Raw genomic sequence first — 24480 nt, 5'->3', positions numbered from 1 at the left:
GGCGTGTCGCGGACGGGCGCGCCGGGAATCGGCGGCATGCTCCTCCCGAACGCAGCGGGTCCGAGCCGAGCGCAGGGCCGACGGATGCCGCGCGGCGACGGGGTCCGAACCCGTCGACGCGGCAGGGAGCCCGGCGTAGCCTTGCCCGCATGACCGACGCGACCGGAGTGCGACGCGACCTGCTCGAGTCCATCGCCGACGAGTTCCTGCACAACGCCCGCAGCGGGCGGCGCCTGCTGGCCGTCGAGGGTGCGGACGATGCGCTCGCGACGCGGTTCGCCGCCGACCTCGCGGACGTGATCCGCGATCGTGGCCGCCACGTGCTCCACCGCCCTGTCGGCGACGTCTCCGAGCAGGAGCTCCGTGCCGGCACGGTCGAGCCGTTCCGTTCGGGCGACCTCCCCGGCGCCGAGGACCCCGACACGATCCTCGTCGTCGACGGTCGGCGGCTGCTGAACGAGGCCGTGATCGGGATCTGGCACTTCTCGGTCTGGACGCTCGTCGGCGACGAGCTGCCCCACTCGGGCGCGAACGTCATCGTGGACGCGACCGACGAGTCGGCGCCCACCCGGTTCTTCTACGACTACTGCCGCATCCCGCCGAGCATCGGCGAGCGCCGCGCCGCGGGCTGACCGACGGGTGCAGGATGGGGGCCATGAGCGATCGCGGCATCCCGGTGACCAGTGCGGCCGAACTCGAGGAGCTCCTCGGCGTCCCGACGGCGGCGGCCGTCGACAAGACGCGCGATCGGCTCGGAGAGATCGACCGGGAGTGGCTCGCCGCGGCATCCCTCGCCTTCGTCGCGACGGGCGACGAGCACGGCGAGCTCGACGTCTCGCCGAAGGGCGACCCGGCCGGGTTCGTGCACGTGCTCGACGACACCACGATCGCGATCCCCGAGCGGCCGGGCAACCGTCGCGCCGACGGCTTCCACAACGTGCTCCGCAACCCGCACGTCGGGCTCATCCTCGTCGTGCCGGGCCGCGGCGACACGCTCCGCATCAACGGGCGGGCGACGATCGTGCGCGATGCGCCGTTCCTCGGCGACATGGTCGTCAAGGGCCACCGGCCCGCGCTCGCGCTCGTCGTCGACATCGACGAGGTCTTCTTCCACTGCTCGAAGGCGTTCCTCCGGTCGCAGGCGTGGGCGCCCGACACCTGGCGCCCCGAGGCCGTGCGCCGGCGCGCGCTCATCGCCAAGGCGGTCGAGCGGCGCGACGAGGACCTCGAGGCGCTCGACGCGTACTACGGCCCGAGCTACGCCGACCGGATCTACGGCTGACGCGCGGATGGCGTCGCCGGCCCGACGACCCCGGCGATCGCGCCGCTACGAGAGGATGTCGCGCGTGGCCAGCCGCCAGCCGGCCAGTCCGCCGAACACGGCGATCCATCCCGCCTGCAGCAGCGCGTTGTCGCGGAACGAGTCCCAGGACGGCGGCGAGCGCAGGAGGTCGGCGAAGTCGAACCAGCGGTCCGTGAACAGCCACGGATGGATCCACTCGAGCTGCGGGATGGCGCCGACGATCTGCGCCACGACGGCGAGGATCGCGGTGGCGGCCATCGCGCCGACCGGCACGACCGTGAGCGTCGACGCGAACAGGCCGATCGCGGACAGGCCCAGCATCGACACGGCGACGTAGCCGCCGATCGCGAGCAGGCGCAGCAGGCCCTCGCCGACCGACACCTCGCCGCCCGAGAGCAGCGTGATCGGGCCGACCGGGAACAGCGCCCAGCCGACGACCGACCCGACGACGATCACGGTGAGCGCGGCCGCGAGGCAGAACGCGGCGGCGACGGCGTACTTCACGAGCAGCAGGCGGAGGCGCCCGGCCGGCGCGATCAGCAGGTACCGGAGCGTGCCGAGGCTCGCCTCGCCGGCGATCGTGTCGCCCGCGACCACCGAGACCGTGAGCGGCAGGAACAGCGGCGTCGCGACGACGAGCGCCGTGACCCCGACGAAGAGCCCGTTGCCGGCGACCTGGTCGAGGAACGCGGGGCCGCGCCCCGGGCCCGCCGGCCCGGCCAGGCGGATGGCGATCGCGATCAGGATCGGGATGAGCGCGAGCGCCGCCACCATCGCCCACGTGCGCCGGCGCCGGAACAGCGTCGCGAGCTCCGAGGCGAGCAGCGCGCGCAGTCCGCCCCCGCGCAGCGCCCGGCTGCCCCGGGCGGCGGGCGCGCCATCCGCTCGGGCCGTCGCCGCCCCTCCGGAGATCGCGGTCGACTCAGGCGACGACATCGAAGCCCTCCCCGGTGAGCTCGACGAACCGCTGCTCGAGGCTCGTACGACGCACCTCGAACCCGCGCACCCGCACGCCGTCGGCGACGAGCGCGGCGACGAGGGCCTCGGGTGCGGGCGGGTCGTCCCCGAGCGGCGCGGTCACGATCGCATCGTCGCCGCCCGCGGCGTGCTCCGCCGGGCGATCGGCGCCCGGCGTGGGGTCGGCGCCGGCATCGTCGGGCACGAGGCCGAGCCCCGCGAGCACCGCCCCGGCACGGTCGGGGTCGGGCGTGAGGACCTCGATGCTCGAGCGACCCGACCGCCGGAGGTCGTCGAGCGTGCCCTGCGCCACGAGCCGGCCGGCGCTCATCACGCCCACGTGCGTGCAGAGCTGCTCGACCTCGGCGAGGAGGTGGCTCGAGACGAACACGGTCGTGCCGTCGGCGGCGAACGAGCGAATGAGGCTGCGCACCTCGCGCGTCCCCTGCGGGTCGAGGCCGTTGGTCGGCTCGTCGAGCACGAGCAGGTCGCGCGGCATGAGCAGGGCGTTGGCGAGGCCGAGTCGCTGCTTCATGCCGAGCGAGTACGCGCCGGCCTTCTTCCGTGCCGCGTGCGAGAGGCCCACCCGGTCGAGCGCGGCCGCGACGCGTGCGCGTCGCGTCGCGGGCGCGGCGTGCCGGTCGGCGGCATCGAAGCGCGCGAGGTTGGCGGCCCCGGAGAGGAACGGGGCGAACGCCGGCCCCTCGACGAGCGCCCCCACGCGCGGCAGCACTCGGTCAAGACCGCGCGGCATGTCGGTGCCGAGCACCTGCGCCGAGCCGGCCGTGGCGCCGACCAGTCCGAGCAGCATGCGGATCGTGGTCGTCTTGCCCGACCCGTTCGGTCCGAGGAACCCGAAGACCGATCCGCTCGGCACGGCCAGGTCGATGCCGTCCACCGCCGTCTGCGCACGGAAGCGCTTGGTGAGGCCGTCCGTCCGGATCGCGAGGTCGGTCACCGGCGGCCCGTCAGCGACCCGAACCGGCGTACGCGAGCAGGGTGTCGACGGGCACCGAGCCGGCGAGCACGCGGCCGTCGTCGGTGAACAGCACGGAGAGCAGGGACGTCGCGAGCGCGCGTCCGCCGTCGACGGGCGTCGTCACCGCGTCGAGCGCGCCGACCTCGTCCTCGCTGAACGGCGGCTCGGTCGCGGGCGCCACGCCCGCCTCGTCGCCGGTCGCGCCCCGTCGCTCGGCCATCGACTGCGCGAGCGCGTCGGCGTCGAATTCGACGACCGTGGCCCAGCCCTCGCCGTGCACGACCGGGTGCGGCGCGTCGCCCGCGGCATCCGCTCCCTCGTCGGCGCGCGCCTGCGCGTCGGCGACCCACGCGTCGAGCTCCGCGACCGTCGGCAGCGGCAGCTCCTCCTCGGCGACCGTGAACGCGTCGCCCGGCTCGAACGCGAACACCGAGGCACCCGGTGCCGCGAACGACACGTCGGTGAACGCCGTCGAGAACGCCGGCTCGCCGGCGCCCCGGGCGGTGACGGATGCCGCGAGCGCGGCCCCGTTCTCGCCGTCGATCGCGATGCGGATCTCGCCGACGAGCGTCTCGTCGGTGTCGGGGCGGAGCACGAGCTCGTAGGCCTCGCGTCCCGCGACGCGCCCGTCGGTCCCGACCGAGACCTCGGTGGTCTCGTCGAGCCGATCGAGCGCGCGGTCGAGCAGCTGCTGGGGGGTGGGCAGCTGCTCGCCGTCGGGACGTCCGGCCTCCGCCTCGGCCGCCGCGTCGTCGGCGAGGCGCTCGAGCTCCTCCCGGAGGGCGGCGAGATCGGCCTCGTCGGGGGCGGCGAGCCGGGTCGCCGTGCGCGTCTCGGAGTCGACGAACCACGCCTCGCCCGGGTTCACGTACACGTTCCGCTCGGCGAGGGTGTCGAGCACCTGCAGCCGGGCGTGCTCGCCGTCGACGTACACCTTCGCGTCGAAGCTGCCGGTCGCGAGGTCGATGAGGTCGTCGACGCTCGCCGGAGTGCCGTCGGCGTCTGCGGCGTCGCCGCCGTCGCCGCCGGAGCCGGGTGCGCCCCCGGTGAGTCCGCCGAGGTCGGGGAGCCCGAGCTCGGACCGCTGCGCGATGGTGCCGGACAGCGCGTCGACCTCGCTCGCCTTCGCGAACGCGACGAGCTCGTCGGGCGTCTTGTCGGGCAGGTCGACCGCCGCGTTCGCCTGCATGGGCACGAGGATCGCGACCGCGATCGCGACCGGCACCCCGATGGCGGGGACGACGGTGCGGGCCCGTGCTCGGCTGGGCCCGTCGGCGCGTGGGCTCATGCCCTCAGGCTACGCCCGTCCGGGCCGCCCGGCCCCGGTCCGGAGCGAACTGACAGGCCGGCCGGCGGGGCCGGCGCGGCATCCGCCCCCTTCGCCTGCCACCCGCCCCTCTCGCCTGGGCCGCGCCGTCGGGAGGAAGTTCGTCCGCCCTCCCGGCGTGTCGGTCGCCGACGCGCCGCGCCACGGGCGGAAGTTCCTCCCGAGCGGGGCGGGAGCGCGGCGGAGCGGATGCCGCGGGGGCCGCCGGGCCGCCCGCGCTCAGGCGCCGGGCAGGGCCCGCAGCCGCGGCGCGAGGTCGCGCTCGAAGAGCTGCAGGAACCGGCGCTGGTCGTGGCCCGGCGCGTGGAACACGAGGTGGTCGAAGCCCCAGTCGACGTACTGGCCGATCTGCGCGACGACCTGGTCGGGGTCCGTGCCGACGATCCAGCGCTTCGCGATCTGCTCGATCGGCAGCGCGTCGGCGGCCCGCTCCATCTCGACGGGGTCGGTGATGTCGTGCTTCTGCTCCTTCGAGAGCGACAGCGGCGACCAGAACCGCGTGTTGTCGAGCGCGGCCTCCTCGGTCTCCTCGTACGAGAGCTTGATCTCGATCATGCGGTCGTACGCGTCGAACGAGCGGTCGTCGGAGCGCGCCGCGAGCCCGTCCTTCACGGCCGGCATGAGCTGGTCGACGTAGAGCTCGGCCCCCTTGCCCGACGTGCAGATGAACCCGTCGCCGGCGCGGCCGGCGTACTTCGCGACCGTCGGGCCGCCGGCGGCGATGTAGACCGGCACCGGGGAGTCGGGACGGTCGTAGATCGACGCGTCGTGCGTCGAGTAGTAGTCGCCCTCGAAGCTCACCTGGCCGTCCTGCGTCCACAGCGCCCGCATGAGGCGCACCGCCTCGCGGAGCCGGGCGAACCGCTCGCGGAACTCGGGCCAGTCCTGCTCGCCGGCACCGCGGAAGCCGGTCGCGATCTCGTTCAGCGCCTCGCCGGTGCCGAAGCCGGCGATGATGCGGCCCGGGTGCATGACGCCGAGCGAGGCGAACGCCTGCGCGAGCACGGCCGGGTTGTACCGGAACGTCGGGGTCATGACGCTCGTGCCGATGCGCACGTTCGACGTGCGCTCGCCGACCGCGGCCATCCAGGTGAGCGAGAACGGCGCGTGGCCGCCGGTGTGCCGCCAGGGCTGGAAGTGGTCGCTCGTCCACACCGACTCCATGCCGTGCGCCTCCGCGGCGACGGCGATCTCGACGAGCTCGCGCGGGTCGAACTGCTCGGCGCTGGCCTTGTATCCGAGGGTCAGGGTCACGATGCTGCCTTCCTGTCTGCGCCGTGCGGCGCGGTTGCGGCGCCCGTGGGCGCGGTCGATGGCTCGAGCGGATGCCACGGCGCGCGATCCTCGCGCCGACCGTCGGGGCCTCGGAGGCCGCGGACCACCGCGGCGGTGCGGTCGCCGACGCCGAGGGCGACGGCCTCGGCGAGCTCGCGGGCGGTGTCGACGTCGCGGCGGAGCGCCGGGGAGACGGTGCCGGGGTGCCCGGCGACGAGGTCGGCGAACCCGGCCGCGCGGTGCCGCGCGGCGGAGTCCGCGCCGAAGTGCGGCGCGAACGGCACGCCCGGGGACGCCGTCGCGAGCGTCGTGCCGGTGCCCTCGGCGTCCGGGACGAAGGCCATCGGATGCCGCGACGCGACCTCGAGCGCGGCGTCGAGTTGCTCCGGCCGCAGTCCCGGCACGTCGCCGAGCAGCACCGCGACCGCCTGGTGTCCCTCGCCCCGACCGCGGTCTGCCGTGCGGGCACTCGGAGCGGGTCGCGAGGCCGCCGCACCCGCATCTGCCGTCGTGACGGGCGCCGAACCGGTCGCATCGGAGCGGGCGACGGCGATGCCGTGCGCGATGGCGGCGGTCAGGCCCCGCGGGCCGAACTCCGGCACGACGTCGACGTCGGGAACCCCGCGCAGCGCCCGCTCGATCGCGGGCTCGTCCGACACGACCACGACTCGCCGGACCGAACGCGCGGTGCGCGCCGCGTCGATCGTGTCGAGTGCGAAGGCCCGCGCGAGCTCGGCGCGCTCGGCGGGCGAGAGCTCCGGGGCGAGCCGGGTCTTGGCGCCCGTGAGCGACTTCACGGGGACGACGACGGTCCAGGCGGTCATGTGCGCTGCCGATCGCGTCCGGAGCTGGTCAGCGCGGCGGCGAAGCCCTCGGAGAAGCCGATGGAGCGTCCGGCGGAGTAGCCCGCCGTGCGGCCGGCGGCCATGCCGTGGGCGATCGCCTCGTCGGTGCCCATGCGGAACAGGTCGCGCTCGGCGGGCCGGACGATCGCGGCGGCGCCGGGCAGGTCGAGGTCGCCGACGAGGCGGCCGAGGCCCGAGACGACGGCGACCGGGCAGCCCGAGGCCTTGCCCTTGACCAGGTCGCCGGCGGCGGCGAGCTCGTCGGCCGGGCAGGGCATCGTCACGGCGAGCGGCGCGCCCGCGGCATCCGTCGTCCCGCGGAGGTCGTCGATGACGCGGACGCCCGCCGCGCCGATCGCGACGTCGGTCTGGCCCTCCCGCCAGGGCCGGCCGTGCGTGTCGCTGAGCACGACGCCGATGCGCCGGCCGGTCGCGCGCCGTACGCCGTCGGCGATCCGTCGCGCCGAGGCGTCGGGGTCGACGGGGAGGAGCAGGACGGTACCCGGTTCGGTGTTGCTCGCGTCGACGCCCGCTGCGGCCGCGACCATCCCGTGGTGGTTCTCGACGATCCTCGTCACGCCGTGCTCGTGCACCCGGGTGGCGACGATGCGGGCGGTCTCCTGGGTGATCGCGCGCTCCCGGTCGATGGCGCGCACCACGCGCCCCTCGGACTTCGAGACCACCTTCGACGTCACGACCAGGATGTCGCCGTCGCGCAGGGTGCCCCGCGCCGCGGCCACGATCGCCTCGACGAGGTCGTCTCCGGGGGCGATCTCGCCGATGCCGGCGAGGGCGCGGACGCCGAACTCCAGCGCCTCGGTCATGCCCGGAGCCCCGGCAGGACGTCGCGGCCGAACACCTCGAGGAACTCCTCCTGGTTCCGGCCGACGTTGTGGAGGTAGATCCGATCGAACCCCAGGTCGAGGTGGCGCTGGATGTGCGCGCGGTGGTGGTCTGGGTCGGCGGAGACGAGCATGCGACCCTCGAAGTCCTCGGGCCGGACCGTGCGGGCGAGCTGCTCGAACTCGAACGGCGAACGCAGGTCGCTGCGGGAGAAGCGCATGCCTCCGATCGGCCACTCGGTGAGCGCGTTGCGCATCGCCTCCTCGTCGGTCGCCGCCCACGAGAGGTGCAGCTGCAGCACCCGCGGCATCCGCTCGGCGTCGCGTCCCGCCTCGCGGGCCCCCTCGCCGAAGCGGGCGAGCAGTGCGGCGAGCCGATCGACGGGGGCGCCGGTGGTGATGAGCCCGTCGGCGACCTTGCCCGCGCGACGCGCGGTCACGGGCCCGGCGGTGGCGACCAGCACCGGGGGCGCCTCGGGCGGCATCGTCCAGAGCCGCGTCGTCTCCATGCGGAAGTGCGGTCCGTGGTGGCGGACCTCGCGCCCGGCGATCGAGGCGGTGAAGAGCTTGCGGATGAGCTCGACCGCCTCGAACATCCGCGCGATCCGCTCGTGGGCCTCGGGCCAGTACTCGCCGACGACGTGCTCGTTCAGCGCCTCGCCGGACCCTATGCCGAGCCAGTGGCGGCCGGGGTACATCGAGGCGAGCGTGGCGCTCGCCTGGGCCACGACGGCCGGGTGCGTCCGGAAGGTCGGGGTCGTGACGCCGGGCCCGAGGTCGCCGCTGGTCCGCGCGCCGAGCGCGCCGAGCACGCTCCAGACGTGGCTCGCCTGGCCGAGGCTCGGCAGCCAGGGCTGGAAGTGGTCGGTCGCCATGACCCCTCGGAACCCGTGGCGTTCGGCGAGTTCCGCGTACGAGACCGCGTCGGATGGAGGGAACTGCTCCAGCATCGCGGCATAGCCGATGTGCACTGACACCCCTCCATCCTGACGCGTCGTCGCAGCAGTGTCATTCGGGCCGATCGGCCGCGAACGGCGGGTCCACCTCCCGCAGGACCATCATTTCGGATACTGGATCCAGAATGCAAGTCCAGATCCGCACCGCTCCGCCGGCGGCGTACCGGCTAGCTGCGTGCGCGGCGACGGCGGGTCGCGGCTGCTCCGCCCTCCGACGCCTCCGCCTCGAGCATTTCGAGGACGCCGTCCCGCACGACCTCGAGGTGGTGCCGCAGCAGCGCGACGGCCGGCTCGACCTCGCCCGCCGCGACGGCATCGGTCAGTTCGTCGTGGGAGTGCTGGTGCGTCCCGTCACCCACCAGTCGCCAGCCGAGCATGTACCGGCCCACCTTGAGGCGCAGCTCCTCGATGAGCTCCCACTGGATCGGTCGCCGCGCGGCGTCGTAGAGCTCGGCGTAGAACTCCGTCCGCGCGTCGACGAAGCCCGCGCCCTCCTGCTCCTCGTCGGCCGTTCGGCCGAGTCGGCGGAGCCTCGCCAGCCGCTCGTCGCCCATGTCGGACATCGACTGCCGCAGCGCCTCGGTCTCGAGGAGGATGCGGAGCTGGTAGACCTCGCGCGCCTGGTCGACCGAGAGCGACTTGACGACCGCGCCGCGCCGGTCGTGGAACTCGACGAGGCCGTCGGACTCGAGCTGGATGAGCGCCGACCGCACGGGCAGGCGCGACACGCCGATCAGCTCGGCGAGCGTCTCCTGGCGGAGCTTGTGTCCCGGTGGCAGCGTGCCGTCGAGGATCGCCTCCCGGATGATGTCGTACGCCATGACACCGACCGAGCGGTACCCCGCCGCGTGCCGCCCGGCGAGCCTGGCCAATGCCGACTCGGGATCCGCCGTCGTCCCCGGTGCGGCGACGTCGCCCCCGCTGCGCTCCTGTGCAGTCATGGATCCCGAATGTATCGGAACCGTCGCGCGAATCTGCATCTTGGATCCAGAAACCGCGAAATTCGTCGACCGGATCCGTCACTCCGTGCGCAGCGGCCCCTCGGCCTGCGCCTCGTCGAACCCCGCGCGGTAGCCGTCCTCGTACGCCTCCTCCGCGCCCTGCCGGAACATGTCCCGATCCGGCGGCCGGACGATCGACCGCGCGCCCGGCAGGTCGAGGTCCCCGACGAGCTGCCCGAGGCCGCGCACGACGGCGACCGGCACGCCCGCGGCCTTGCCCTTGACCAGCTCGGCCGCGCCCGCGAGCTCGTCGGCGACGCACGGCATCGTGACGGCGAGGGCCTTGCCCGAGGCATCCGCCCGCCCTCGCAGGTCCTCGAAGACGTGCACGCCCGCGGCGCCGATGGCGATGTCGGTCTGGCCCTCGCGCCACGGCCGGCCGAGCGTGTCCGAGACGATCACGCCCACCCGGGCGCCCGTCAGCGAGCGGATGCCGGTGGCCAGCGCCCTCGCGGAGGCGTCCGGGTCGACGGGCAGGAGCAGGACCGTGCCGTCGGGCGCGTTCGACGCGTCGACGCCCGCGGCCGCGCCGATGATCCCGAGCCGGTTCTCGACGATCCGCGTGACCGCGTCGCCCGTCTGACGCGTGGCGACGACCCGCACGGTCTCGTCGGTGATCGCCTGCTCGCGGTCCTCGGCCCGGACGACACGACCCTCGGCCTTGGAGATGATCTTCGAGGTGACGACGAGGATGTCGCCGTCGGCGAGCGGCTCGACGACCGCGCCCGCGACGAGCGCCGCGAGGTCGACCCCCTCGCCGATCTCCGGCAGGCCCTCGACGCCTTCGATGCTGTACCTCACGTCCACCCTCCGCTCGGCTCTCCTGCCATCTTGGCAGTCGCGCGGGGCGGTGTCGCGTCGGCGACGCCGTTCCCGTGCGCCGCGCGAGGCACTAGCATCCGGGCATGGCATCGCAGGGGGAGCCCGCCGCACGCCGCGCCGCGGAGCGCGACGAGACCGAGGCCGAACGGCAGGACCGCAAGTTCAACGACATCCTCCAGGAACTGCGGGTCGTGATGACCGGCACCCAGCTCATCTCGGGCTTCCTGCTCGCGGTCGCCTTCCAGCCGACGTTCCGCGATCTCCAGCCGCAGGAGGTCACGCTGTACCTCGTGCTCGTCGTGCTCGCCACCACGGCCACGATGCTCGGCCTCGCACCGGTGATCCTGCACCGCCAGCTGAGCGGCAGGAAGCAGAAGGACCGGGTCGTGCGGATCGCGAACTCCCTGCTCCTCGTGCTGCTCGTCGTCGTCTCCCTCGTCGCGGTCGGCGTCGCGATGCTCATCTTCGACGTCACCGTGTCGCAGCAGGCGGGCTGGGTCGCCGGCGGCCTCTCGCTCGTGCTCCTGCTCGCCTTCTGGACGGTCGTGCCGCGCATCGGGCGGCACGAACGGCGTCGCTCCGGACCTGATGGGGACGCCTGACGGGCGCCCGGCCGCGCGCCCGCCCGGGCGATCGCGATAACGATCCGGACACCGATCTCCGGCGGACCGCCGCCGCGCCAATATCATGTGGGCGCGTCCGACGCCGGACGCGCCCGCCGACCCGAACGGACCCTCCATGGACCCTCGCCCCATGGCCGGGCTGCGACGCACCGCCGTGCTCGCGACCACCCTGGCCCTCCTCACCGCCGGGATCAGCCCGGCGATCGCATCCGACGAGCCGACGCCACCCGACCTGCGGCCCGCGCCCGCGGTCGCCGACGCGCTGGTCGACGACGTCCCCGAGCAGCTGCGCGCCGGCGACGACAGCGCGGTCGCGTTCGCACAGCGCTCCCTCGAGGTGGGCGGGGCGCCCTCCGCCTCCGCCGAGGCGCTCGCGGTCGACGGCACCGCGTCGATCGGCGGCCGCATCACCTACTGGAGCGCCGGCAGCGGCGGCCGCAGCCTCGCCGGCGCGGCCGTCGAGGCATGGGCCGAGGCCGCCGACGGCACCGGGGCGTGGAACCTCGTCGCCGACGCCGTCACCGATGCGTCCGGCGCCTACGCCATCACGGGGCTGCCCGCCGGCTCCTACCTCGTGAACGTCTACGACCCGCGCGCCGGGACGCCCCTCATCCCCGAGTTCTACGAGGACGCGCAGTACACCGACCTCGCCACGCTCGTGACGGTCGCCGACGGGCAGGCCGCAACCGGCGTCGACGAGGAGCTCGAGCCGCTCATGAAGGGCCGGATCGCCGGGCAGGACCGCTTCGAGACCGCCGTCGCCGCCTCGCGCGCCGGCTTCGAGCCCGGCGTGCCGTGCGTCTGGATCGCCAACGGGCTCGCCTTCCCCGACGCGCTCAGCGCCGGCCCCGCCGCCGCACGCTGCGGCGGGCCCCTGCTGCTCGTGCCCGGCACCCGCGTCCCGTCCTCGGTGATCGCCGAGCTCAAGCGGCTGAAGCCCGCGAAGATCGTCGTCGCCGGCGGCACCGGCGCCGTGTCGTCGTCCGTGGAGACGACCCTGCGCTCCCTCGCCCCGAGCTTCACGCGCTATGCCGGCACCGACCGGTACGACACCTCGCGCAAGATCGTCGCCGGCGCGTTCGGCACGTCGCCCGCCGTGTGGGTCGCGTCGGGCGCGAACTTCCCCGACGCGCTCTCCGCGAGCGGCGCCGCCGCCGCGATCGGCATCCCGGTCCTCATCGTGCCGGGCACGCGGAGCGGCCTCGACAGCGCCGCCACGCGCGCGCTCACGTCGCTCGACGCGGACGTCGTCGCCATCGCCGGCGGCACCGGGGCGATCTCGTCGGGCATCCAGCGCGCCATCCAGGCGCTGCCCACCGGCCCGGAGGTCCACCGCTTCGGCGGAGCGGACCGGTACGCCACCGCGTACCTGATCGTCGACGCGGTCTGGGGCGGCGGCTGGTCGCCGTACGCCTTCTTCGCGAGCGGCCGGAACTTCCCGGACGCCCTCGCCGCGGCGCCGCTCGCCGGTTGGATCGGCGCCCCGCTGTACATCACGCCCGACTCGTGCACGAGCTCCGCCGTGCAGCAGCACGTCGCGTCGGTCGGGGTCGCCGAGGGGTACGTCATGGGCTACTACCAGCCCGTGTGGTACTCGGGCTGGACGCCGTTCCGCACCTGCTGACCCCGGCACCGGACCGACACGGGCGCGCCTCGGAACCGGGGCGCGCCCGCCGTCTCCACCGCGGGCCAACGACCGTCCGGCCGGGTCGGCGGGCGACCCTAGGCTGGACCGCATGCGCATCGCCACCTGGAACGTCAACTCCATCCGCACCCGGTACGGCCGCGTCGTCGACTGGATGGTGCGCGAGGACGTCGACGTGCTGGCGATGCAGGAGATCAAGTGCACGCCCGAGCAGTTCCCGCACGACGCGTTCGAGCAGGCGGGCTACGAGCTCGCGATCCACGGGCTCAACCAGTGGAACGGCGTGGCGATCGCGAGCCGGCTGCCCATCGCCGACGTCGCGACCGAGTTCCCCGGCATGCCCGGGTTCCTCAAGGGGCACGAGGGCCCCGACCTGCCGAAGGAGGCACGGGCGATCGGCGCGACCGTCGACGGGGTGCGGCTCTGGAGCCTGTACGTGCCGAACGGCCGGTCGCTCGGCGACCCGCACTACACCTACAAGCTCGACTGGCTCGCGGCCCTCACGGACCTCGCCCGCGACGAGACGACCGGCACGCCGGATCGCCCCTTCGCGCTCATGGGCGACTTCAACATCGCCCCCCTCGACGAGGACAACGGCGACCCGACCGTCATCGAGGGCGTGACGACGCACGTGTCGCCCGAGGAGCGTTCCGCGTTCCGGGCGCTCGAGGCGGCGGGCGTGCGCGACGTCGTCCGCCCGATCGTGCCGACCGGGTACACGTACTGGGACTACAAGCAGCTCCGGTTCCCGCGCAACGAGGGTCTCCGCATCGACTTCGTCCTCGGCTCCTCCGCGTTCGCCGACCTGGTGACGGATGCCTCGATCCACCGCAACGAGCGCAAGGGCGATGCCCCGAGCGACCACGTGCCGGTGCTCGTCGAGCTCGACCGCGGCGGTGACGCCGACGACGACCTGCCGATGATCTTCGGCTGACCCCGCGCTGCATGGCGCACGCAGCGGTCGGTGTGCAACCCCTCCCCGTCCATCCAGACACAGGGGCTACCCTTCGTGAGATGGACTCCCCCACGGAACAGGTCCCGCAGCAGGCGGCGACCGATCCGGTCCTCGGTTCGACCCTCGACGAGCGCTACCGGATCGAGGGCCTCATCGGGCGCGGCGGCATGGCCGCGGTCTACCGCGCCGACGACCTCGCACTCGGGCGTCGCGTGGCGGTCAAGGTCTTCACCCCCTCGACCGAGGGCATCGACGACGCCGACCGCCGACGCTCCGAGACGGCGCTCCTCGCGAGCCTGACCCACCCGTCGCTCGTCACCCTCTACGACGCCGCCAAGGATCCCGTGACGAAGCGCGAGTTCCTCGTCATGGAGCTCGTCGACGGCCGCGACCTGCGCGCGATGCTCGAGGAGGGGCCGATCCCCCGGCGGGACGCGGCCCGCATGCTCGCCGACCTCGCGGAGGGCCTCCACGTCATCCACGCTCGCGGCATCGTGCACCGCGACGTGAAGCCCGCGAACGTGCTGCTCGCGCCGGCGCACCTGCCGACCCGACGCTGGAACGCGAAGCTGGCCGACTTCGGCATCGCCCGGCTCCTCGACGAGTCGCGCCTCACCGCGACGGGCCGCATCATCGGCACGCCCGGGTACCTCAGCCCCGAGCAGGTTCGCGGCGAGGCGGTCGGCAGCAGCGCCGACATCTACTCCCTGGGACTCCTGGTGCTCGAGTCCCTCACGGGGCGACAGCCGTACCCGGGCCCCGCGCTCGAGTCGGCGAGCGCACGGCTCGTGCGCGACCCCGAGATCCCCGCCGACCTGCCGGACGAGTGGCGCGAGCTGCTCGCCACCATGACCGCACGCGATCCCGCCGAGCGTCCGACCGCCCTCGACGTCGCGCTCGCCACGGAGACGCTCGTCGCCGACCCGGACCCGACCGCAGCCGGGACGACGGGCACGACGACCGTCCTCACGCACCCGCCTGCCGCGGAGGGCGACACCCGGATCCTCCCCGCGACGCGCGTCGCGACGCCGCCGGCGTCCGACGACGATGCGACGGCCGCCACGCGCATCCTCACCGGGGTGACCGCAGCGACGCCCGGCGGCGAGGACGGATCGGGCCGGGACGCCGGCGCGCACACCGCGCCCGGCGGCGGGCGCCGCCTTCCTCGGGCGGTCGTGTTCGCCATCGGCGCGGTCCTCGCGCTCGTCGGCGCGGCCATCGTGGTCCCGATCAGCCTCGGCGCCCTCGCCGGCGGCGGCTCCGCGCCCGCGACGCCGACGCAGGCGCCCATGCCGAGCATCGAGGGCGACCTCGGCACCCACCTCGACCAGCTGGAGGAGGCGGTGTCGCCATGACCGCACGCCTGCGTCGCGGGCTCGCCGCGGCATCCGTCGCCGTCGCGCTCGCGGTCGGACTCGCCTCGTGCGCGACCGATCCCGGCATCTCCGACGAGCGCGCCACGGGCTACCGCACGCAGGTGGTCTCGATCGCCGAGTCCTCCGCCGCCGGCGACTACGCCGAGGCGCTCGGCCGGCTCGACGCGCTCGCCGACCAGGTCGACGCGGCGGTCGCGGACGGCACGCTCGACGCCGATCGGGCCGCCGAGATCACGGACGCGATCGCGCTGGTGCGGGCCGACCTGGAGGCGGCCATGGCCGCCGCCACGCCGGCGCCCGAGCCGGAACCCACCGAGGATGCCGGCGACGACGGGGACGCCCCGGGGAACAGCGGCGACAGCGGTAGCAACGGCAACAGCGGCTCGGGCAACGGCGACGACAAGCCGGGCAAGGGCAAGGGCCGCGACAAGGGCGACGACTGAGCCGGACCGGCAGCGACCCGGCGACCGCGCCGCGGTCGGCTCAGCCCCGACCGCGGAAGCGATCCATCGATCGGTAGATCCCGAAGCCGTCGCCGATGACGCGGTCGAACACGCGCGTCGGCAGCACCGCCCGCAGGATCCGCGAGAGCCGCACGCTCGCGGGCAGCTCGACGAGCGGACGTCCGTCGAGCATCGCGCGCCACACGCGCTCGACGACGAGCTCCGGCGCGAGCACGGGGGCGAGCAGCGGTCCGCGCGCACCCGCGAACATCCCGGTCGAGATGTACGACGGCGTCACGGTCGTGACGCGCACGTGCTCGTGGCCGGCCTGCTCGAGCTCGAGCCGCAGCGAATCGCTCCAGCCGTTGAGCGCGGCCTTCGAGGCGGCGTAGGCGGCCATCCTCGGGTTCGCGAGGGTGCCGGCCGCGCTGCCGACGTTCACGATCCGCGCCGGCCGGCCGGCGGCGATCATCGCGGGGAGGAACTCGCGGGTGACGTACATCGGGGCGAGCGCGTTGACGAGCATGGTCGGCCGCACGTCGTCGCCGCTGTCGGTCTCCCAGAAGTACGCGTTGCCGCGCACGATGCCCGCGTTGTTGACGAGCACGTCGGGGGCGCCGACGTCGCGGCGCACCTTGTGGGCGGCCTTGGCGATCGCGCCGAGCTCGGCGACGTCGACGACGTACGAGCGCACGACCGTGCGCCCGCCGGCCGCGCGACCGAGCTCGTCCGCAGTGCGCGCCAGGGCGCCCGCGTCGCGGTCCCACAGCACGACGGCCGCCGCACCCTCCACGACGGCGCGCTCCGCGTACATTCGGCCCATCCCCCCGGCCGCTCCGGTGATCAGGACGTTCGCGCCGTGCACGGTTCTGCTCATGCGCCTCATTCTGGCAACCCCGGCCGCGCCGCGCGCACCCGCCCCGGCCGCCGGCGTCACCGCATGGCGCGGTAGCGGGCCCGTTCCTCGGCCGGGAGGTGCTCGGTGGCGTACGAGAGCATGGTCCGCGGCATCCGGGCCGCGTTCGCCTCGAGGAAGGCCTCCAGCTCGCCCCGGTCGACCCGCGCCCCGAGCTCTCGGAGCATCCAGCCGGTCGCCGTGTGGACGAGGTCGTGCGGGTCCGACAGCAGGCGGGGCGCGAGGCGCAGCGTCGGTGCGCCGTCGCCCGCCTTGAGGAACGCGAACGTCGCCATGATGCCGACACGCCGCTGCCAGAGGTCGGGACTCGCGACGAGCTCGTCGAGGTCGTGCATCGCGGGCGCGCCGGGCGCGGCGACCGGATCGAGGAGCCAGGCCCCGAGGATCCGGTCGGCCGAGGCGTCGACGAGGTCCCAGTTGTCGACGCGCCCGCGCCGGACGGCGTCGAGGTAGAAGCTCGCGAGGCGAGCGCGTTCGGCGTCGTCCCGCGCGCGCCGGCGGCTCGCGCGGTCGAAGCGGCCGACCAGGATCACGAGCGCGCACAGCCGCACCTCGTGCACGGCGCTGGAGAGCAGTCGCCGGACGCCGTCGAGCGGGAGGCCGGCGAACCGCTTCGCCACCGACCGCACCTGCGGCACGGTGACGCCGAGGAAGGCGTCGCCCTCGCCGTACTCGCCGGGACCGGTCTTGAAGAAGCGGGCGGATGCCGCGGCGCGCGCCGGGTCGGCGAGCTCGGCGAGCGCCGCTCGCACCTGCTCGGGCGTGGCATCGGTGGTCGAGACCATGCCCGCATGATGGCATCCCCGGACGACGTCCGGCAGAATCCGGTCATGGCCGACACCGACGTGCGACTGGACCCGATGACCGACGACGAAGTGGCGGCGTGGCTCCCCGAGGCGATGGACCACTACGAGCAGTCCCGCCGCGAGGCGGGCGACACCGCCGAGCAGGCCGCGGCCGCGCGCCGCGCCTCCGAGGAGCGGTTCTTCCCCGACGGGCGGATCGTCGACGGCCAGCTGCTCCATGCGATCCGGGTCGGCGACGACGACGCCGGGTGGCTCTGGCTCGGACCGTGGGACGACCTCGGCGAGACGTGGTGGATCTGGGACCTCGGGGTGCGGCCCGAGTTCCGCCGTCGCGGGATCGCGCGCCGCGCGATGCGGATGGGCGAGGAGATCGCCCGGGAGCACGGCGCCACCCGGCTCATGCTCAACGTGTTCGGCTTCAACGACGGGGCGATCGCGCTCTACGAGTCCCTCGGGTACGACGTGGCGTCCCTGCACATGGCGAAGCCGCTCTGAGCGCGGGCGGCAGCGTCGTGTGACGCCGCGCGTCGAGCGGTGTTACCCCGTGCGTCGCGGCCGCGCGCACCGGAGGATCCGTTCCGGTTACCGTCGAGCATCCGCCCGACCTCGACCCGGAGCACGCCATGACCACCGCCACCACCGCCGCGATCGCGGGCGCCCCGCCGGCCGCCGTCGGCGACGCCGCACCCGCGGCGCCCGTCGCCCTCCGCGGCGTCGGTCGCGCGTTCGCGGCGCCCGACGGCGGCACGCGGGACGTCCTCCGCGGCGTCGACCTCGACATCGCCGCCGGCGAGATCGTCGCGATCCTCGGTCCGAGCGGATGCGGCAAGTCGACGCTGCTGCGGATCGTCGCGGGGCTCGACCACCCCACCTCCGGGGAGGCCGACATCGACGGGGAGCCCGTGCAGTCGTACGACGTGCGGTGCGCCGTCGGGTTCCAGGAGCCGCGACTGCTGCCCTGGCGCAGCCTCGAGCGGAACGTCGCCCTCGGGCTGCCGCGCGGCACGGCCCGGCGCGCGGGGCGCGCGCACGTGGCGCGGCTGCTCGAACTCGTCGGACTCGCCGAGTTCGCCGGCCACCGGCCGCACGAGGTCTCCGGCGGCATGGCGCAGCGCGCGTCGCTCGCGCGGGCCCTCGCCCGCAACCCGGAGGTCCTGCTCCTCGACGAGCCGTTCGGCGCCCTCGATGCGCTCACCCGGCTCCGGATGCAGGACCTGCTGCTCGACGTCCACGCCGCCGAGCCGACGACCGTGCTCCTCGTCACGCACGACGTCGACGAGGCGCTGCAGCTCGCCGACCGCATCGTGCTGCTCGGCAGCGACGGCGCGGCCCCCGGCGCCGACGTCCGCCAGACGGTGGTGGTCCCGGGCCACCGCCCGCGCGACCGTGGTTCGGCCGAGCTCGCCGAGCTGCGCGGCCGCCTCCTGGACGGCCTCGGCATCGATCGGCACGGCGCCGCCCGCGGCATCCAGGCCACCACGACCATCCCCCACTTCCCCTACTGACCGTCCGATCTGCGGCGGCGACGGCCCACAGCACCGGCGACCCCGCACGCACCGCATCACCACCGAGAAGGAGCCACCGTGTCCCGCACCACCCCCGTCCTCCGCACCGCGCTCGTCGCGGGCGCCGCCGCCGCGGCGCTCCTGCTGTCGGGCTGCGTCGCCGGCGAGAACCAGGCAGAAGCCGCGTCCTCGGGCGACTCGCTCGAGGGCCAGGTCCTGAACATCGACTTCGCGACCTACAACCCGCTCAGCCTCATCATCAAGGACCAGGGCTGGCTCGAGGCCGAGGGCCTCGAGGTCAACTGGGTGCAGTCGGCCGGCTCGAACAAGGCGAACGAGGCGCTCCGCGCCGGCGCGATCGACGTCGGCTCGACGGCCGGCTCGGCGGCGCTCCTCGCCCGCGCCAACGGCTCGCCGATCAAGACCATCGACATCTACTCGCAGCCCGAGTGGTCGGCGATCGTGGCCGGACCCGAAAGCGAGATCGACGAGGTGTCCGACCTCAAGGGCAAGACGGTCGCTGCGACGAAGGGCACCGACCCGTACTTCTTCCTCCTGCAGACGCTCGAGGCCGAGGGCCTCTCGCCCGACGACATCACGGTCGAGAACCTGCAGCACGCCGACGGCTGGGCCGCGCTGCAGAACGGCGCGGTCGACGCGTGGGCGGGCCTCGACCCGATCATGGCGGGCGCGGAGGAGGCCGGCGCCTCGCTGATCTACCGCAACGTGGGCTTCAACAGCTACGGCTTCCTCAACGCGACCGAGTCGTTCCTCGAGGAGCAGCCCGCGCTCGCGCAGCTCGTCGTGGACGCGTACGAGCACGCCCGCGCCTGGGCCGCCGAGCACCCCGACGAGACCGCGGCGATCCTCGCCGACGTCGCCGGCCTCGACGAGTCGATCGCGTCGAAGGTGATCCTCGAGCGCTCGAACCTCGACGTCGACCCGGCACCCGGCGACGCGCAGGTCGCGCTGCTCGGCAAGATCGGGCCCGTGTTCGTCGAGCTCGGCGACGTGGTGAGCCAGAAGCAGGTCGACGACGCGCTCGCGACCCTGATCGACGACGGCCTCGTCGCGCAGGCCGACCCCTCGCGCTTCGCGAAGTAGTCCGGAGGATCCCACCATGACGACGGATGCCGCGCCCCGCACGATCGCACGCCGGGGATCCGCGCGCGCCGCGGCATCCGTCGTCCGGCGGGTCCCGCGCCGCGACCGGCGCCCGGCGACCTCGCGCCGCTGGGTCCGGATCGCCGGCGGCGCGCTGATCCCGCTCGCCCTGCTCGCGGCCTGGCAGGTCGCCTCGACGTCGGGGGCCGTGCCGGTGTCGCAGCTGCCGAGCCCCGAGATGGTGTGGCTGGCGGCGATCGACCTCGCCGAGCGAGGGCTGCTCGGGCTGTACGTGGCCATCTCGACGCAGCGCGTGTTCCTCGGCTTCGCCTTCGGCGCGCTGTTCGGGCTGCTCGGCGGCGCCGTCGTCGGGCTCTCGCGACTCGGCGACGTGCTCCTCTCGCCGACGCTCGGCGCCGTGCGCGCCGTGCCGTCGCTCGCCTGGGTCCCGCTGCTGATCCTCTGGTTCGGGATCGGCGAGGACTCGAAGGTCATCCTCATCGCGATCGGCGCGTTCTTCCCCGTCTACACGATCGTGGCGGCCTCGCTCCGGCACGTCGACCGGCGGCTGCTCGAGGCCGGCCGCGCGTTCGGCCTGCGCGGTCCGGCCCTGTTCGCGACGGTCCAGCTGCCCGCCGTCGTGCCGTCGGTGATCGCGGCGCTGCGGCTCGCGCTCGCGCAGGCGTGGCTGTTCCTCGTCGCGGCCGAGCTCATCGCCTCGTCGATGGGACTCGGGTTCCTCCTCAGCGACTCGGGCAACACCGGACGCATCGACCGCATCTTCCTGGCCATCATCCTGCTCGCCGTCCTCGGCAAGCTGAGCGATGCCCTCGTCGGGCTGCTCGAGCGCTGGGCCGTGCGCCGCTGGGCGTGACCCGACGGCGGATGCCGCGGCGTCCGCTCCCGATCACTCGGCGAGCGGCACCACCTCGACCCGGTCGCCCGGACCGGCCAGCACGAGCACGCGCCGGCCGCTGACGCCCTGCAGGGCGCCGACGACCCGGTCGACGTCGGGCGGCGTCTCGCCCTCGGCGGGAACCCGCGGCCAGGCCGTCACCGGTGCCCCGGTCGCCTCGGAGACGGCGCGGACGAACGGCGAAGGATCACCGGGCGCGACGAGCACGACCCGGCCGATCGCGCGCCCCGTCGCGATGCCGGCCTCGGCGATGGCGACCCGGTCGCGTCGCCAGACGGCAAAGTGGTACGCGAAGACGAGCGCGGTCGCGACGAGGAGGCCGAGCGGGGCTCGGATCCGGTCGACGAGCGCCGCCCCCGTGACCGGGTCGAGCACGAACTCGAACAGCCGGTATCCCACGACCAGCAGTGCGACGATCGCGACGACCGCGCTCGCCCCGAACACGGCGACGAGGTACACGCGCCGGCCGACGTCGGCGGCCTCCGCGGGGTCGACCCGACGGGTCGGCCGCCATGCGAGCCACCAGGTCGGACCGCCGACCACGAGCGTGCTGATGCCGCCGAGCAGGAGCGTGCGGGTCCCGGTCGACGCGAGCGGGTCGGCGACGGCGGCGAGGACCGCGTTGACGACGACGCCGATGCCCGAGGCGGCGCCCGCCAGGCCGAGCCCGGCGACGACGAGGCGGCTCGCACGTCGCGTCGCCTCGGAGTGCGCGTCGGCGATGCGCGCGTGCAGCCGCCACACGAAGGCGCCGACGGCGGCCGCCGCGAGCGCCGTCCCGAGCGGCTCGAGGATGGCGGCCGTGCCGTCGGCGGGATCGAACGCGAGCCGCAGCCCGACGTCGAGCGCGGTCCCCGCTCCGGCGAGCGCGGCGGCGGCGCCGCCGAGGACGCCGACCACCACGAGGGCGACGGCGGCGAACGCGGTCGGGATGCGGCGCACCCCGTCGTGCACCCAGTGCCACCACCAGATCGCCCCGCCGATCACCGCCCACGTGAGTCCGTCGAGCGCGGCGTACCACCAGGGGTCGGGGACGAGGATGGCGAGGGTCGGCGTGCCGAACGCAGCGTCGAGCACCGCCCCGACGGCGACGACGACGCCGCCGGCGCCGACGACCAGCCCGTAGGCCGCACCGAGCACGAGGGGGACCGTGGCCAGGCGCGTGGGTCCCTTCGCGGGGTGCCGCAGCATCCATCGGTGCCACACCCAGACGAGGGCCCAGACGATCGCGACGGCGAGCGCCTCGGGCTCCCATCGCCCGTCGACGAGGCTCGTGACGGTGCCCGCGAGGGCGGACGTCGCGACGACCAGGGAGACCGTGCCCATCGCCGCGAGGTAGAGCCCCCACGCGACGGACCCGCGCTCGGCGGGATCGGCCATGCGGCGCCACGACGCCCACCAGAGCAGCGCTGCGAGCGGGCCGCCGATGAGCGTGAACGCGAGCTGGAGGGCGAGGTCGGCGGTGCCGGCCACCGCGAGGTCCCGGGCGGCCCCCAGGAGGCGCTCGACCAGGCCGGCGATCCCGATGGCGGCGATCGTGACGAGCACGAACAGGAGCACGAAGACGATCAGCCGCCGCACGGTCCCCTGGGCGCTGCCGGGCCCGGCGCCGCCCGGCGCGGCCGCCGTGCCGGTCGCCGCGCTCATCGGCCGACCGCCGTCGGGTCGCAGATCGTGAGCTGCCACGGCGCCGACTCGATGCGCCAGTCCCCGTCGACGAGGACCAGGTCGAAGACGCCGCGCTCGTCATACTCCGAGGCGCCGAACGGGCCGTCGCCGTACGTCGTGGTCACCAGCACGTCGACGTCGGCCGTGTCGTCGCGGAGCGTCGTGTCCACGAGCGTCACCCGCACCCCCTCGGCGCTCGAGGCCGGCAGGCGCACGCACGAGTCGACGACCTCCGGGTCGAGCAGGTCCATCGCCGCGGACTCGTCGCCGTCGATGACGGCGGCCGCGTAGCGCTGCACCACGCCCTCCGGCGTCGCCGCGTCGAGCGGTTCGGGCTCGCCGCGCGTGAAGACCACCACGAGGGCGACCACCACGAGGAGCCCGAGCACGGCGAGGATGACGATGAGCGTTCGGTCGGGTCTCGAGCGGGCGGCGTCGTCCATGCACGCATCATCCCGCTCCGGCGCCACCGGGGCGCGGACCAAGGTCACCCGGCGCGTCGCCCGCCCGCGCCTACCCGGGGCCGTGGCTCACCAGCGCTCCCGCGCCGGGCAGCGCACCCCTGAACTGGCCGGAGACGGTGGCGAGGGCGAACCCCCGCCCGCGCAGGCCCGCGATGACCGAGGGGACGGCCTCGATCGTGTCCGAGTGCGTGTCGTGCATGAGGATGATGCTGCCCGGCACCGCCTGCCCGACCGCCCGCTCGACGACGGCGTCGACCCCCGGGTCCTGCCAGTCGCGCGTGTCGACGTCCCATACGACGAACGGGAGGCGGATGAGGTCGCGGACGTGGCGGTTCGACGCGCCGTAGGGGGGTCGGATGCTCGTCGGCCGGACGCCCGTGGCCGACTCGATGGCGTCCTGCGTGCGCACCACCTCGTCGACGACCTCGTCGTCCTTCAGCTTCGTGAGGTCGGGATGACCCCAGGTGTGGTTCGCGACCTCGTGCCCGGCCGCGACCGCGCGCGCGGCGACGCCGGGGTTGCGCTGGACCGAGGCGCCCTGGAGGAAGAACGTCGCCGCCGCTCGGGTGCCGTCCAGCGTGTCGAGGAGGGTCGGAGTGAGCGAGGTCGGTCCGTCGTCGAACGTGATCGAGGCGCAGGGCAGGAGCGAGCAGTCCACCGGATCGCCGGCGGCGCCGACGTCCGGCGGCGCGTAGGGCTCACCCGACGAAGCCGCCGCGAGGACGGCGCGCCCCACGTCCGACAGGACGGGCTCGAGCAGTCGAGCGGGCACGTGCACCGACACCGGTCGCGCGCCCGGCGCCCCGGGCACGGCGAGGGTGACCACGACGCCCGCACCCGCACCGGTGACGACCGAGTCCGCGAGCAGCGCACGGGACGACTCGTGGTCGAGGCCGGCGAACGGGTCCTCGGTCGGGTCGATGCGGCCGGCGGCGCGCAGGCCCTCCGAGACGAGCGCGAGGACCCGGCGCGGTGCGCCGTCGGCGTAGAGGGCGGTCCCGTCGTGCACGCCGCCGGACGCGTCCGCGTACCAGACCTCCCGACGCACGTCCGCGGCGCCGCCCGGTCCGACGGCGGCGACGACCAGTCGCTCGCCGACGACGGGCCCGGACGCGACGACCACCGTGCAGCCGACGGTCAGCCGCACGGGCGAGGGCGCGAAGAGCGATCCGCCCCCGCACGGGGTCGCGACGCCCCCGGCGACGAGGTCGACGCCCGGCGACCAGGTCGTGCCGTGCTCCTCCGCGAAGGCGCGCAGCGCGTCGGCGACCCGGCCGGTCAGGGTGTCGCCCAGCGCGCTCGACCCCGGCGGCACGGCCCAGCGGGCGGCCGCCGCGAACCCGTCGGTGCGCATCGCCGCGAGCCGCGGCACGAGTCCCGTGGTCGTCCCCGCGGGCAGCGCGGGCGGTCCGGGCACGACGCGAGGACCTGGCAGGGCCTCCGCGGGCTCCGGCGATGCGGACGCGTCGGCGTCGGCAGGCGCCGGCGCGGACGACGAGGCGGGCGCACTCGCCCCGGGCGGCAGCGGGCCGCCGAGGGCCCGGTCGCAGCCCGTGAGCGCGAGGAGCACCAGCGCCACCACCCCCATGGTGGACGCCGCCCGCCCGCGCGGGCGCCGAGTGGCCGCCGCCCCCATGCGATCAGCGTACGCGCGCTCCCGGTCGCCGGGCGGGGCCGCGACGGCGGGCCGCGCGGCGCGGTCACGACGGGGCGAACGGGCGACCGGGAGGATCCCCGACCGCCCGCTCGTCG

At 74.9% G+C, this 24480-nt stretch carries 25 protein-coding genes; 11 read left to right on the top strand and 14 right to left on the bottom strand.

Annotation, left to right across the window (positions count from 1 at the left end; genetic code table 11):
- The first annotated feature begins 149 nt into the window (after window positions 1–149).
- Both ABD230_RS08770 and ABD230_RS08765 read left to right on the top strand, forming a co-directional pair.
- Entirely contained in the window at window positions 150–632 is a 483-nt protein-coding gene (locus ABD230_RS08770; RefSeq protein ID WP_344371861.1) for a nucleoside/nucleotide kinase family protein, read from the top strand.
- Between the two features lie 23 nt (window positions 633–655).
- Window positions 656–1282, top strand: coding sequence for an MSMEG_1061 family FMN-dependent PPOX-type flavoprotein (locus ABD230_RS08765; protein WP_344371859.1), 627 nt, complete (start codon window positions 656–658; stop codon window positions 1280–1282).
- A gap of 45 nt (window positions 1283–1327) precedes the next feature.
- Here the strand turns inward: ABD230_RS08765 and ABD230_RS08760 are convergent, their stop codons facing one another.
- The 9 genes from ABD230_RS08760 to cofE (ABD230_RS08720) all read right to left on the bottom strand — a co-directional run bounded on the left by ABD230_RS08760 (window position 1328) and on the right by cofE (ABD230_RS08720) (window position 10286).
- A complete protein-coding gene (locus ABD230_RS08760) occupies window positions 1328–2239 on the bottom strand; it encodes an ABC transporter permease (RefSeq protein ID WP_344371857.1) in 912 nt (303 codons plus the stop codon).
- Window positions 2226–3218 carry an ABC transporter ATP-binding protein gene (locus ABD230_RS08755; protein ID WP_344371854.1) on the bottom strand — a complete coding sequence of 331 codons (993 nt, stop codon included), beginning with the start codon at window positions 3216–3218 and terminating at the stop codon, window positions 2226–2228. Before ABD230_RS08755 ends, ABD230_RS08760 begins: the two co-directional genes overlap by 14 nt.
- A gap of 10 nt (window positions 3219–3228) precedes the next feature.
- The gene (locus ABD230_RS08750) at window positions 3229–4527 is read right to left on the bottom strand and encodes a LolA family protein (protein ID WP_344371852.1); all 1299 of its coding nucleotides are present in this window, start codon (window positions 4525–4527) and stop codon (window positions 3229–3231) included.
- Between the two features lie 258 nt (window positions 4528–4785).
- Window positions 4786–5820 carry a glucose-6-phosphate dehydrogenase (coenzyme-F420) gene (gene fgd / locus ABD230_RS08745; protein WP_344371850.1) on the bottom strand — a complete coding sequence of 345 codons (1035 nt, stop codon included), beginning with the start codon at window positions 5818–5820 and terminating at the stop codon, window positions 4786–4788.
- On the bottom strand, window positions 5817–6665 hold the full coding sequence (locus ABD230_RS08740; protein WP_344371847.1) for a CofC family guanylyltransferase: 849 nt from the start codon (window positions 6663–6665) through the stop codon (window positions 5817–5819). The genes fgd and ABD230_RS08740 overlap by 4 nt, the downstream gene beginning before the upstream one ends.
- Complete coding sequence (gene cofE / locus ABD230_RS08735) at window positions 6662–7510, bottom strand: coenzyme F420-0:L-glutamate ligase (RefSeq protein ID WP_344371844.1); 849 nt, start codon at window positions 7508–7510, stop codon at window positions 6662–6664. Before cofE (ABD230_RS08735) ends, ABD230_RS08740 begins: the two co-directional genes overlap by 4 nt.
- Window positions 7507–8478, bottom strand: a complete 972-nt coding sequence (locus ABD230_RS08730) for a TIGR03557 family F420-dependent LLM class oxidoreductase (RefSeq protein WP_425546219.1) — start codon at window positions 8476–8478, stop codon at window positions 7507–7509. The genes cofE (ABD230_RS08735) and ABD230_RS08730 overlap by 4 nt, the downstream gene beginning before the upstream one ends.
- A 173-nt stretch (window positions 8479–8651) precedes the next feature.
- Window positions 8652–9425, bottom strand: a complete 774-nt coding sequence (locus tag ABD230_RS08725; protein ID WP_344371838.1) for a GntR family transcriptional regulator — start codon at window positions 9423–9425, stop codon at window positions 8652–8654.
- Window positions 9426–9503: 78 nt separating this feature from the next.
- A complete protein-coding gene (gene cofE, locus ABD230_RS08720) occupies window positions 9504–10286 on the bottom strand; it encodes a coenzyme F420-0:L-glutamate ligase (RefSeq protein WP_344371835.1) in 783 nt (260 codons plus the stop codon).
- Window positions 10287–10390: 104 nt separating this feature from the next.
- Between cofE (ABD230_RS08720) and ABD230_RS08715 the strand changes: the two genes are divergently transcribed.
- From ABD230_RS08715 to ABD230_RS08695, 5 genes are all read left to right on the top strand, one after another.
- Window positions 10391–10909, top strand: a complete 519-nt coding sequence (locus tag ABD230_RS08715; RefSeq protein WP_344371833.1) for a DUF6328 family protein — start codon at window positions 10391–10393, stop codon at window positions 10907–10909.
- A gap of 136 nt (window positions 10910–11045) precedes the next feature.
- A complete protein-coding gene (locus ABD230_RS08710) occupies window positions 11046–12554 on the top strand; it encodes a cell wall-binding repeat-containing protein (protein ID WP_344371830.1) in 1509 nt (502 codons plus the stop codon).
- Window positions 12555–12666: 112 nt separating this feature from the next.
- On the top strand, window positions 12667–13509 hold the full coding sequence (locus ABD230_RS08705; protein WP_344371827.1) for an exodeoxyribonuclease III: 843 nt from the start codon (window positions 12667–12669) through the stop codon (window positions 13507–13509).
- 80 nt (window positions 13510–13589) lie between these two features.
- On the top strand, window positions 13590–14885 hold the full coding sequence (locus ABD230_RS08700; RefSeq protein ID WP_344371824.1) for a serine/threonine-protein kinase: 1296 nt from the start codon (window positions 13590–13592) through the stop codon (window positions 14883–14885).
- Entirely contained in the window at window positions 14882–15349 is a 468-nt protein-coding gene (locus ABD230_RS08695) for a hypothetical protein (protein WP_344371822.1), read from the top strand. Before ABD230_RS08700 ends, ABD230_RS08695 begins: the two co-directional genes overlap by 4 nt.
- Window positions 15350–15389: 40 nt before the next feature.
- Here the strand turns inward: ABD230_RS08695 and ABD230_RS08690 are convergent, their stop codons facing one another.
- Window positions 15390–16226, bottom strand: coding sequence for an SDR family NAD(P)-dependent oxidoreductase (locus tag ABD230_RS08690; protein ID WP_344371820.1), 837 nt, complete (start codon window positions 16224–16226; stop codon window positions 15390–15392).
- 56 nt (window positions 16227–16282) lie between these two features.
- Window positions 16283–17050, bottom strand: a complete 768-nt coding sequence (locus ABD230_RS08685) for a DNA alkylation repair protein (RefSeq protein WP_344371816.1) — start codon at window positions 17048–17050, stop codon at window positions 16283–16285.
- Between the two features lie 45 nt (window positions 17051–17095).
- Between ABD230_RS08685 and ABD230_RS08680 the strand changes: the two genes are divergently transcribed.
- The 4 genes from ABD230_RS08680 (at window position 17096) to ABD230_RS08665 (ending at window position 20554) form a co-directional block, all read left to right on the top strand.
- The gene (locus tag ABD230_RS08680; protein ID WP_344371813.1) at window positions 17096–17566 is read left to right on the top strand and encodes a GNAT family N-acetyltransferase; all 471 of its coding nucleotides are present in this window, start codon (window positions 17096–17098) and stop codon (window positions 17564–17566) included.
- A 128-nt stretch (window positions 17567–17694) separates the two neighbouring features.
- Window positions 17695–18576 carry an ABC transporter ATP-binding protein gene (locus ABD230_RS08675; protein WP_344371811.1) on the top strand — a complete coding sequence of 294 codons (882 nt, stop codon included), beginning with the start codon at window positions 17695–17697 and terminating at the stop codon, window positions 18574–18576.
- A 78-nt stretch (window positions 18577–18654) separates the two neighbouring features.
- Window positions 18655–19680, top strand: coding sequence for an aliphatic sulfonate ABC transporter substrate-binding protein (locus tag ABD230_RS08670; protein ID WP_344371809.1), 1026 nt, complete (start codon window positions 18655–18657; stop codon window positions 19678–19680).
- 16 nt (window positions 19681–19696) lie between these two features.
- Window positions 19697–20554 (top strand): ABC transporter permease, encoded by an 858-nt coding sequence (locus tag ABD230_RS08665; RefSeq protein WP_344371807.1) that lies wholly within the window; start codon window positions 19697–19699, stop codon window positions 20552–20554.
- 33 nt (window positions 20555–20587) lie between these two features.
- Here ABD230_RS08665 and ABD230_RS08660 read toward each other — a convergent pair whose 3' ends face one another.
- The 3 genes from ABD230_RS08660 to ABD230_RS08650 all read right to left on the bottom strand — a co-directional run bounded on the left by ABD230_RS08660 (window position 20588) and on the right by ABD230_RS08650 (window position 24307).
- Window positions 20588–22243 (bottom strand): DUF5671 domain-containing protein, encoded by a 1656-nt coding sequence (locus ABD230_RS08660; RefSeq protein WP_344371804.1) that lies wholly within the window; start codon window positions 22241–22243, stop codon window positions 20588–20590.
- Complete coding sequence (locus ABD230_RS08655; protein WP_344371802.1) at window positions 22240–22707, bottom strand: LpqB family beta-propeller domain-containing protein; 468 nt, start codon at window positions 22705–22707, stop codon at window positions 22240–22242. The genes ABD230_RS08660 and ABD230_RS08655 overlap by 4 nt, the downstream gene beginning before the upstream one ends.
- 70 nt (window positions 22708–22777) lie before the next feature.
- Window positions 22778–24307, bottom strand: a complete 1530-nt coding sequence (locus ABD230_RS08650) for a polysaccharide deacetylase family protein (protein WP_344371799.1) — start codon at window positions 24305–24307, stop codon at window positions 22778–22780.
- Window positions 24308–24480: the final 173 nt, after the last annotated feature.

The sequence above is a fragment of the Agromyces tropicus genome, from assembly GCF_039531345.1.
Taxonomy (GTDB): Bacteria; Actinomycetota; Actinomycetes; order Actinomycetales; family Microbacteriaceae; genus Agromyces; species Agromyces tropicus.
This window is presented reverse-complemented; position numbering and strand designations above follow the sequence as displayed.

Excerpts from the sequence above, each read along its gene's own strand:
- ABD230_RS08770 (WP_344371861.1), top strand. The coding sequence starts at position 150 with ATGACCGACGCGACCGGAGTGCGACGCGACCTGCTCGAGTCCATCGCC.
- ABD230_RS08765 (WP_344371859.1), top strand. The coding sequence starts at position 656 with ATGAGCGATCGCGGCATCCCGGTGACCAGTGCGGCCGAACTCGAGGAG.
- ABD230_RS08760 (WP_344371857.1), bottom strand. The coding sequence starts at position 2,239 with ATGTCGTCGCCTGAGTCGACCGCGATCTCCGGAGGGGCGGCGACGGCC.
- ABD230_RS08750 (WP_344371852.1), bottom strand. The coding sequence starts at position 4,527 with ATGAGCCCACGCGCCGACGGGCCCAGCCGAGCACGGGCCCGCACCGTC.
- ABD230_RS08740 (WP_344371847.1), bottom strand. The coding sequence starts at position 6,665 with ATGACCGCCTGGACCGTCGTCGTCCCCGTGAAGTCGCTCACGGGCGCC.
- cofE (WP_344371844.1), bottom strand. The coding sequence starts at position 7,510 with ATGACCGAGGCGCTGGAGTTCGGCGTCCGCGCCCTCGCCGGCATCGGC.
- ABD230_RS08730 (WP_425546219.1), bottom strand. The coding sequence starts at position 8,478 with ATGCTGGAGCAGTTCCCTCCATCCGACGCGGTCTCGTACGCGGAACTC.
- ABD230_RS08725 (WP_344371838.1), bottom strand. The coding sequence starts at position 9,425 with ATGACTGCACAGGAGCGCAGCGGGGGCGACGTCGCCGCACCGGGGACG.
- ABD230_RS08715 (WP_344371833.1), top strand. The coding sequence starts at position 10,391 with ATGGCATCGCAGGGGGAGCCCGCCGCACGCCGCGCCGCGGAGCGCGAC.
- ABD230_RS08710 (WP_344371830.1), top strand. The coding sequence starts at position 11,046 with ATGGACCCTCGCCCCATGGCCGGGCTGCGACGCACCGCCGTGCTCGCG.
- ABD230_RS08705 (WP_344371827.1), top strand. The coding sequence starts at position 12,667 with ATGCGCATCGCCACCTGGAACGTCAACTCCATCCGCACCCGGTACGGC.
- ABD230_RS08700 (WP_344371824.1), top strand. The coding sequence starts at position 13,590 with ATGGACTCCCCCACGGAACAGGTCCCGCAGCAGGCGGCGACCGATCCG.
- ABD230_RS08695 (WP_344371822.1), top strand. The coding sequence starts at position 14,882 with ATGACCGCACGCCTGCGTCGCGGGCTCGCCGCGGCATCCGTCGCCGTC.
- ABD230_RS08690 (WP_344371820.1), bottom strand. The coding sequence starts at position 16,226 with ATGAGCAGAACCGTGCACGGCGCGAACGTCCTGATCACCGGAGCGGCC.
- ABD230_RS08685 (WP_344371816.1), bottom strand. The coding sequence starts at position 17,050 with ATGGTCTCGACCACCGATGCCACGCCCGAGCAGGTGCGAGCGGCGCTC.
- ABD230_RS08680 (WP_344371813.1), top strand. The coding sequence starts at position 17,096 with ATGGCCGACACCGACGTGCGACTGGACCCGATGACCGACGACGAAGTG.
- ABD230_RS08675 (WP_344371811.1), top strand. The coding sequence starts at position 17,695 with ATGACCACCGCCACCACCGCCGCGATCGCGGGCGCCCCGCCGGCCGCC.
- ABD230_RS08665 (WP_344371807.1), top strand. The coding sequence starts at position 19,697 with ATGACGACGGATGCCGCGCCCCGCACGATCGCACGCCGGGGATCCGCG.
- ABD230_RS08660 (WP_344371804.1), bottom strand. The coding sequence starts at position 22,243 with ATGAGCGCGGCGACCGGCACGGCGGCCGCGCCGGGCGGCGCCGGGCCC.
- ABD230_RS08655 (WP_344371802.1), bottom strand. The coding sequence starts at position 22,707 with ATGGACGACGCCGCCCGCTCGAGACCCGACCGAACGCTCATCGTCATC.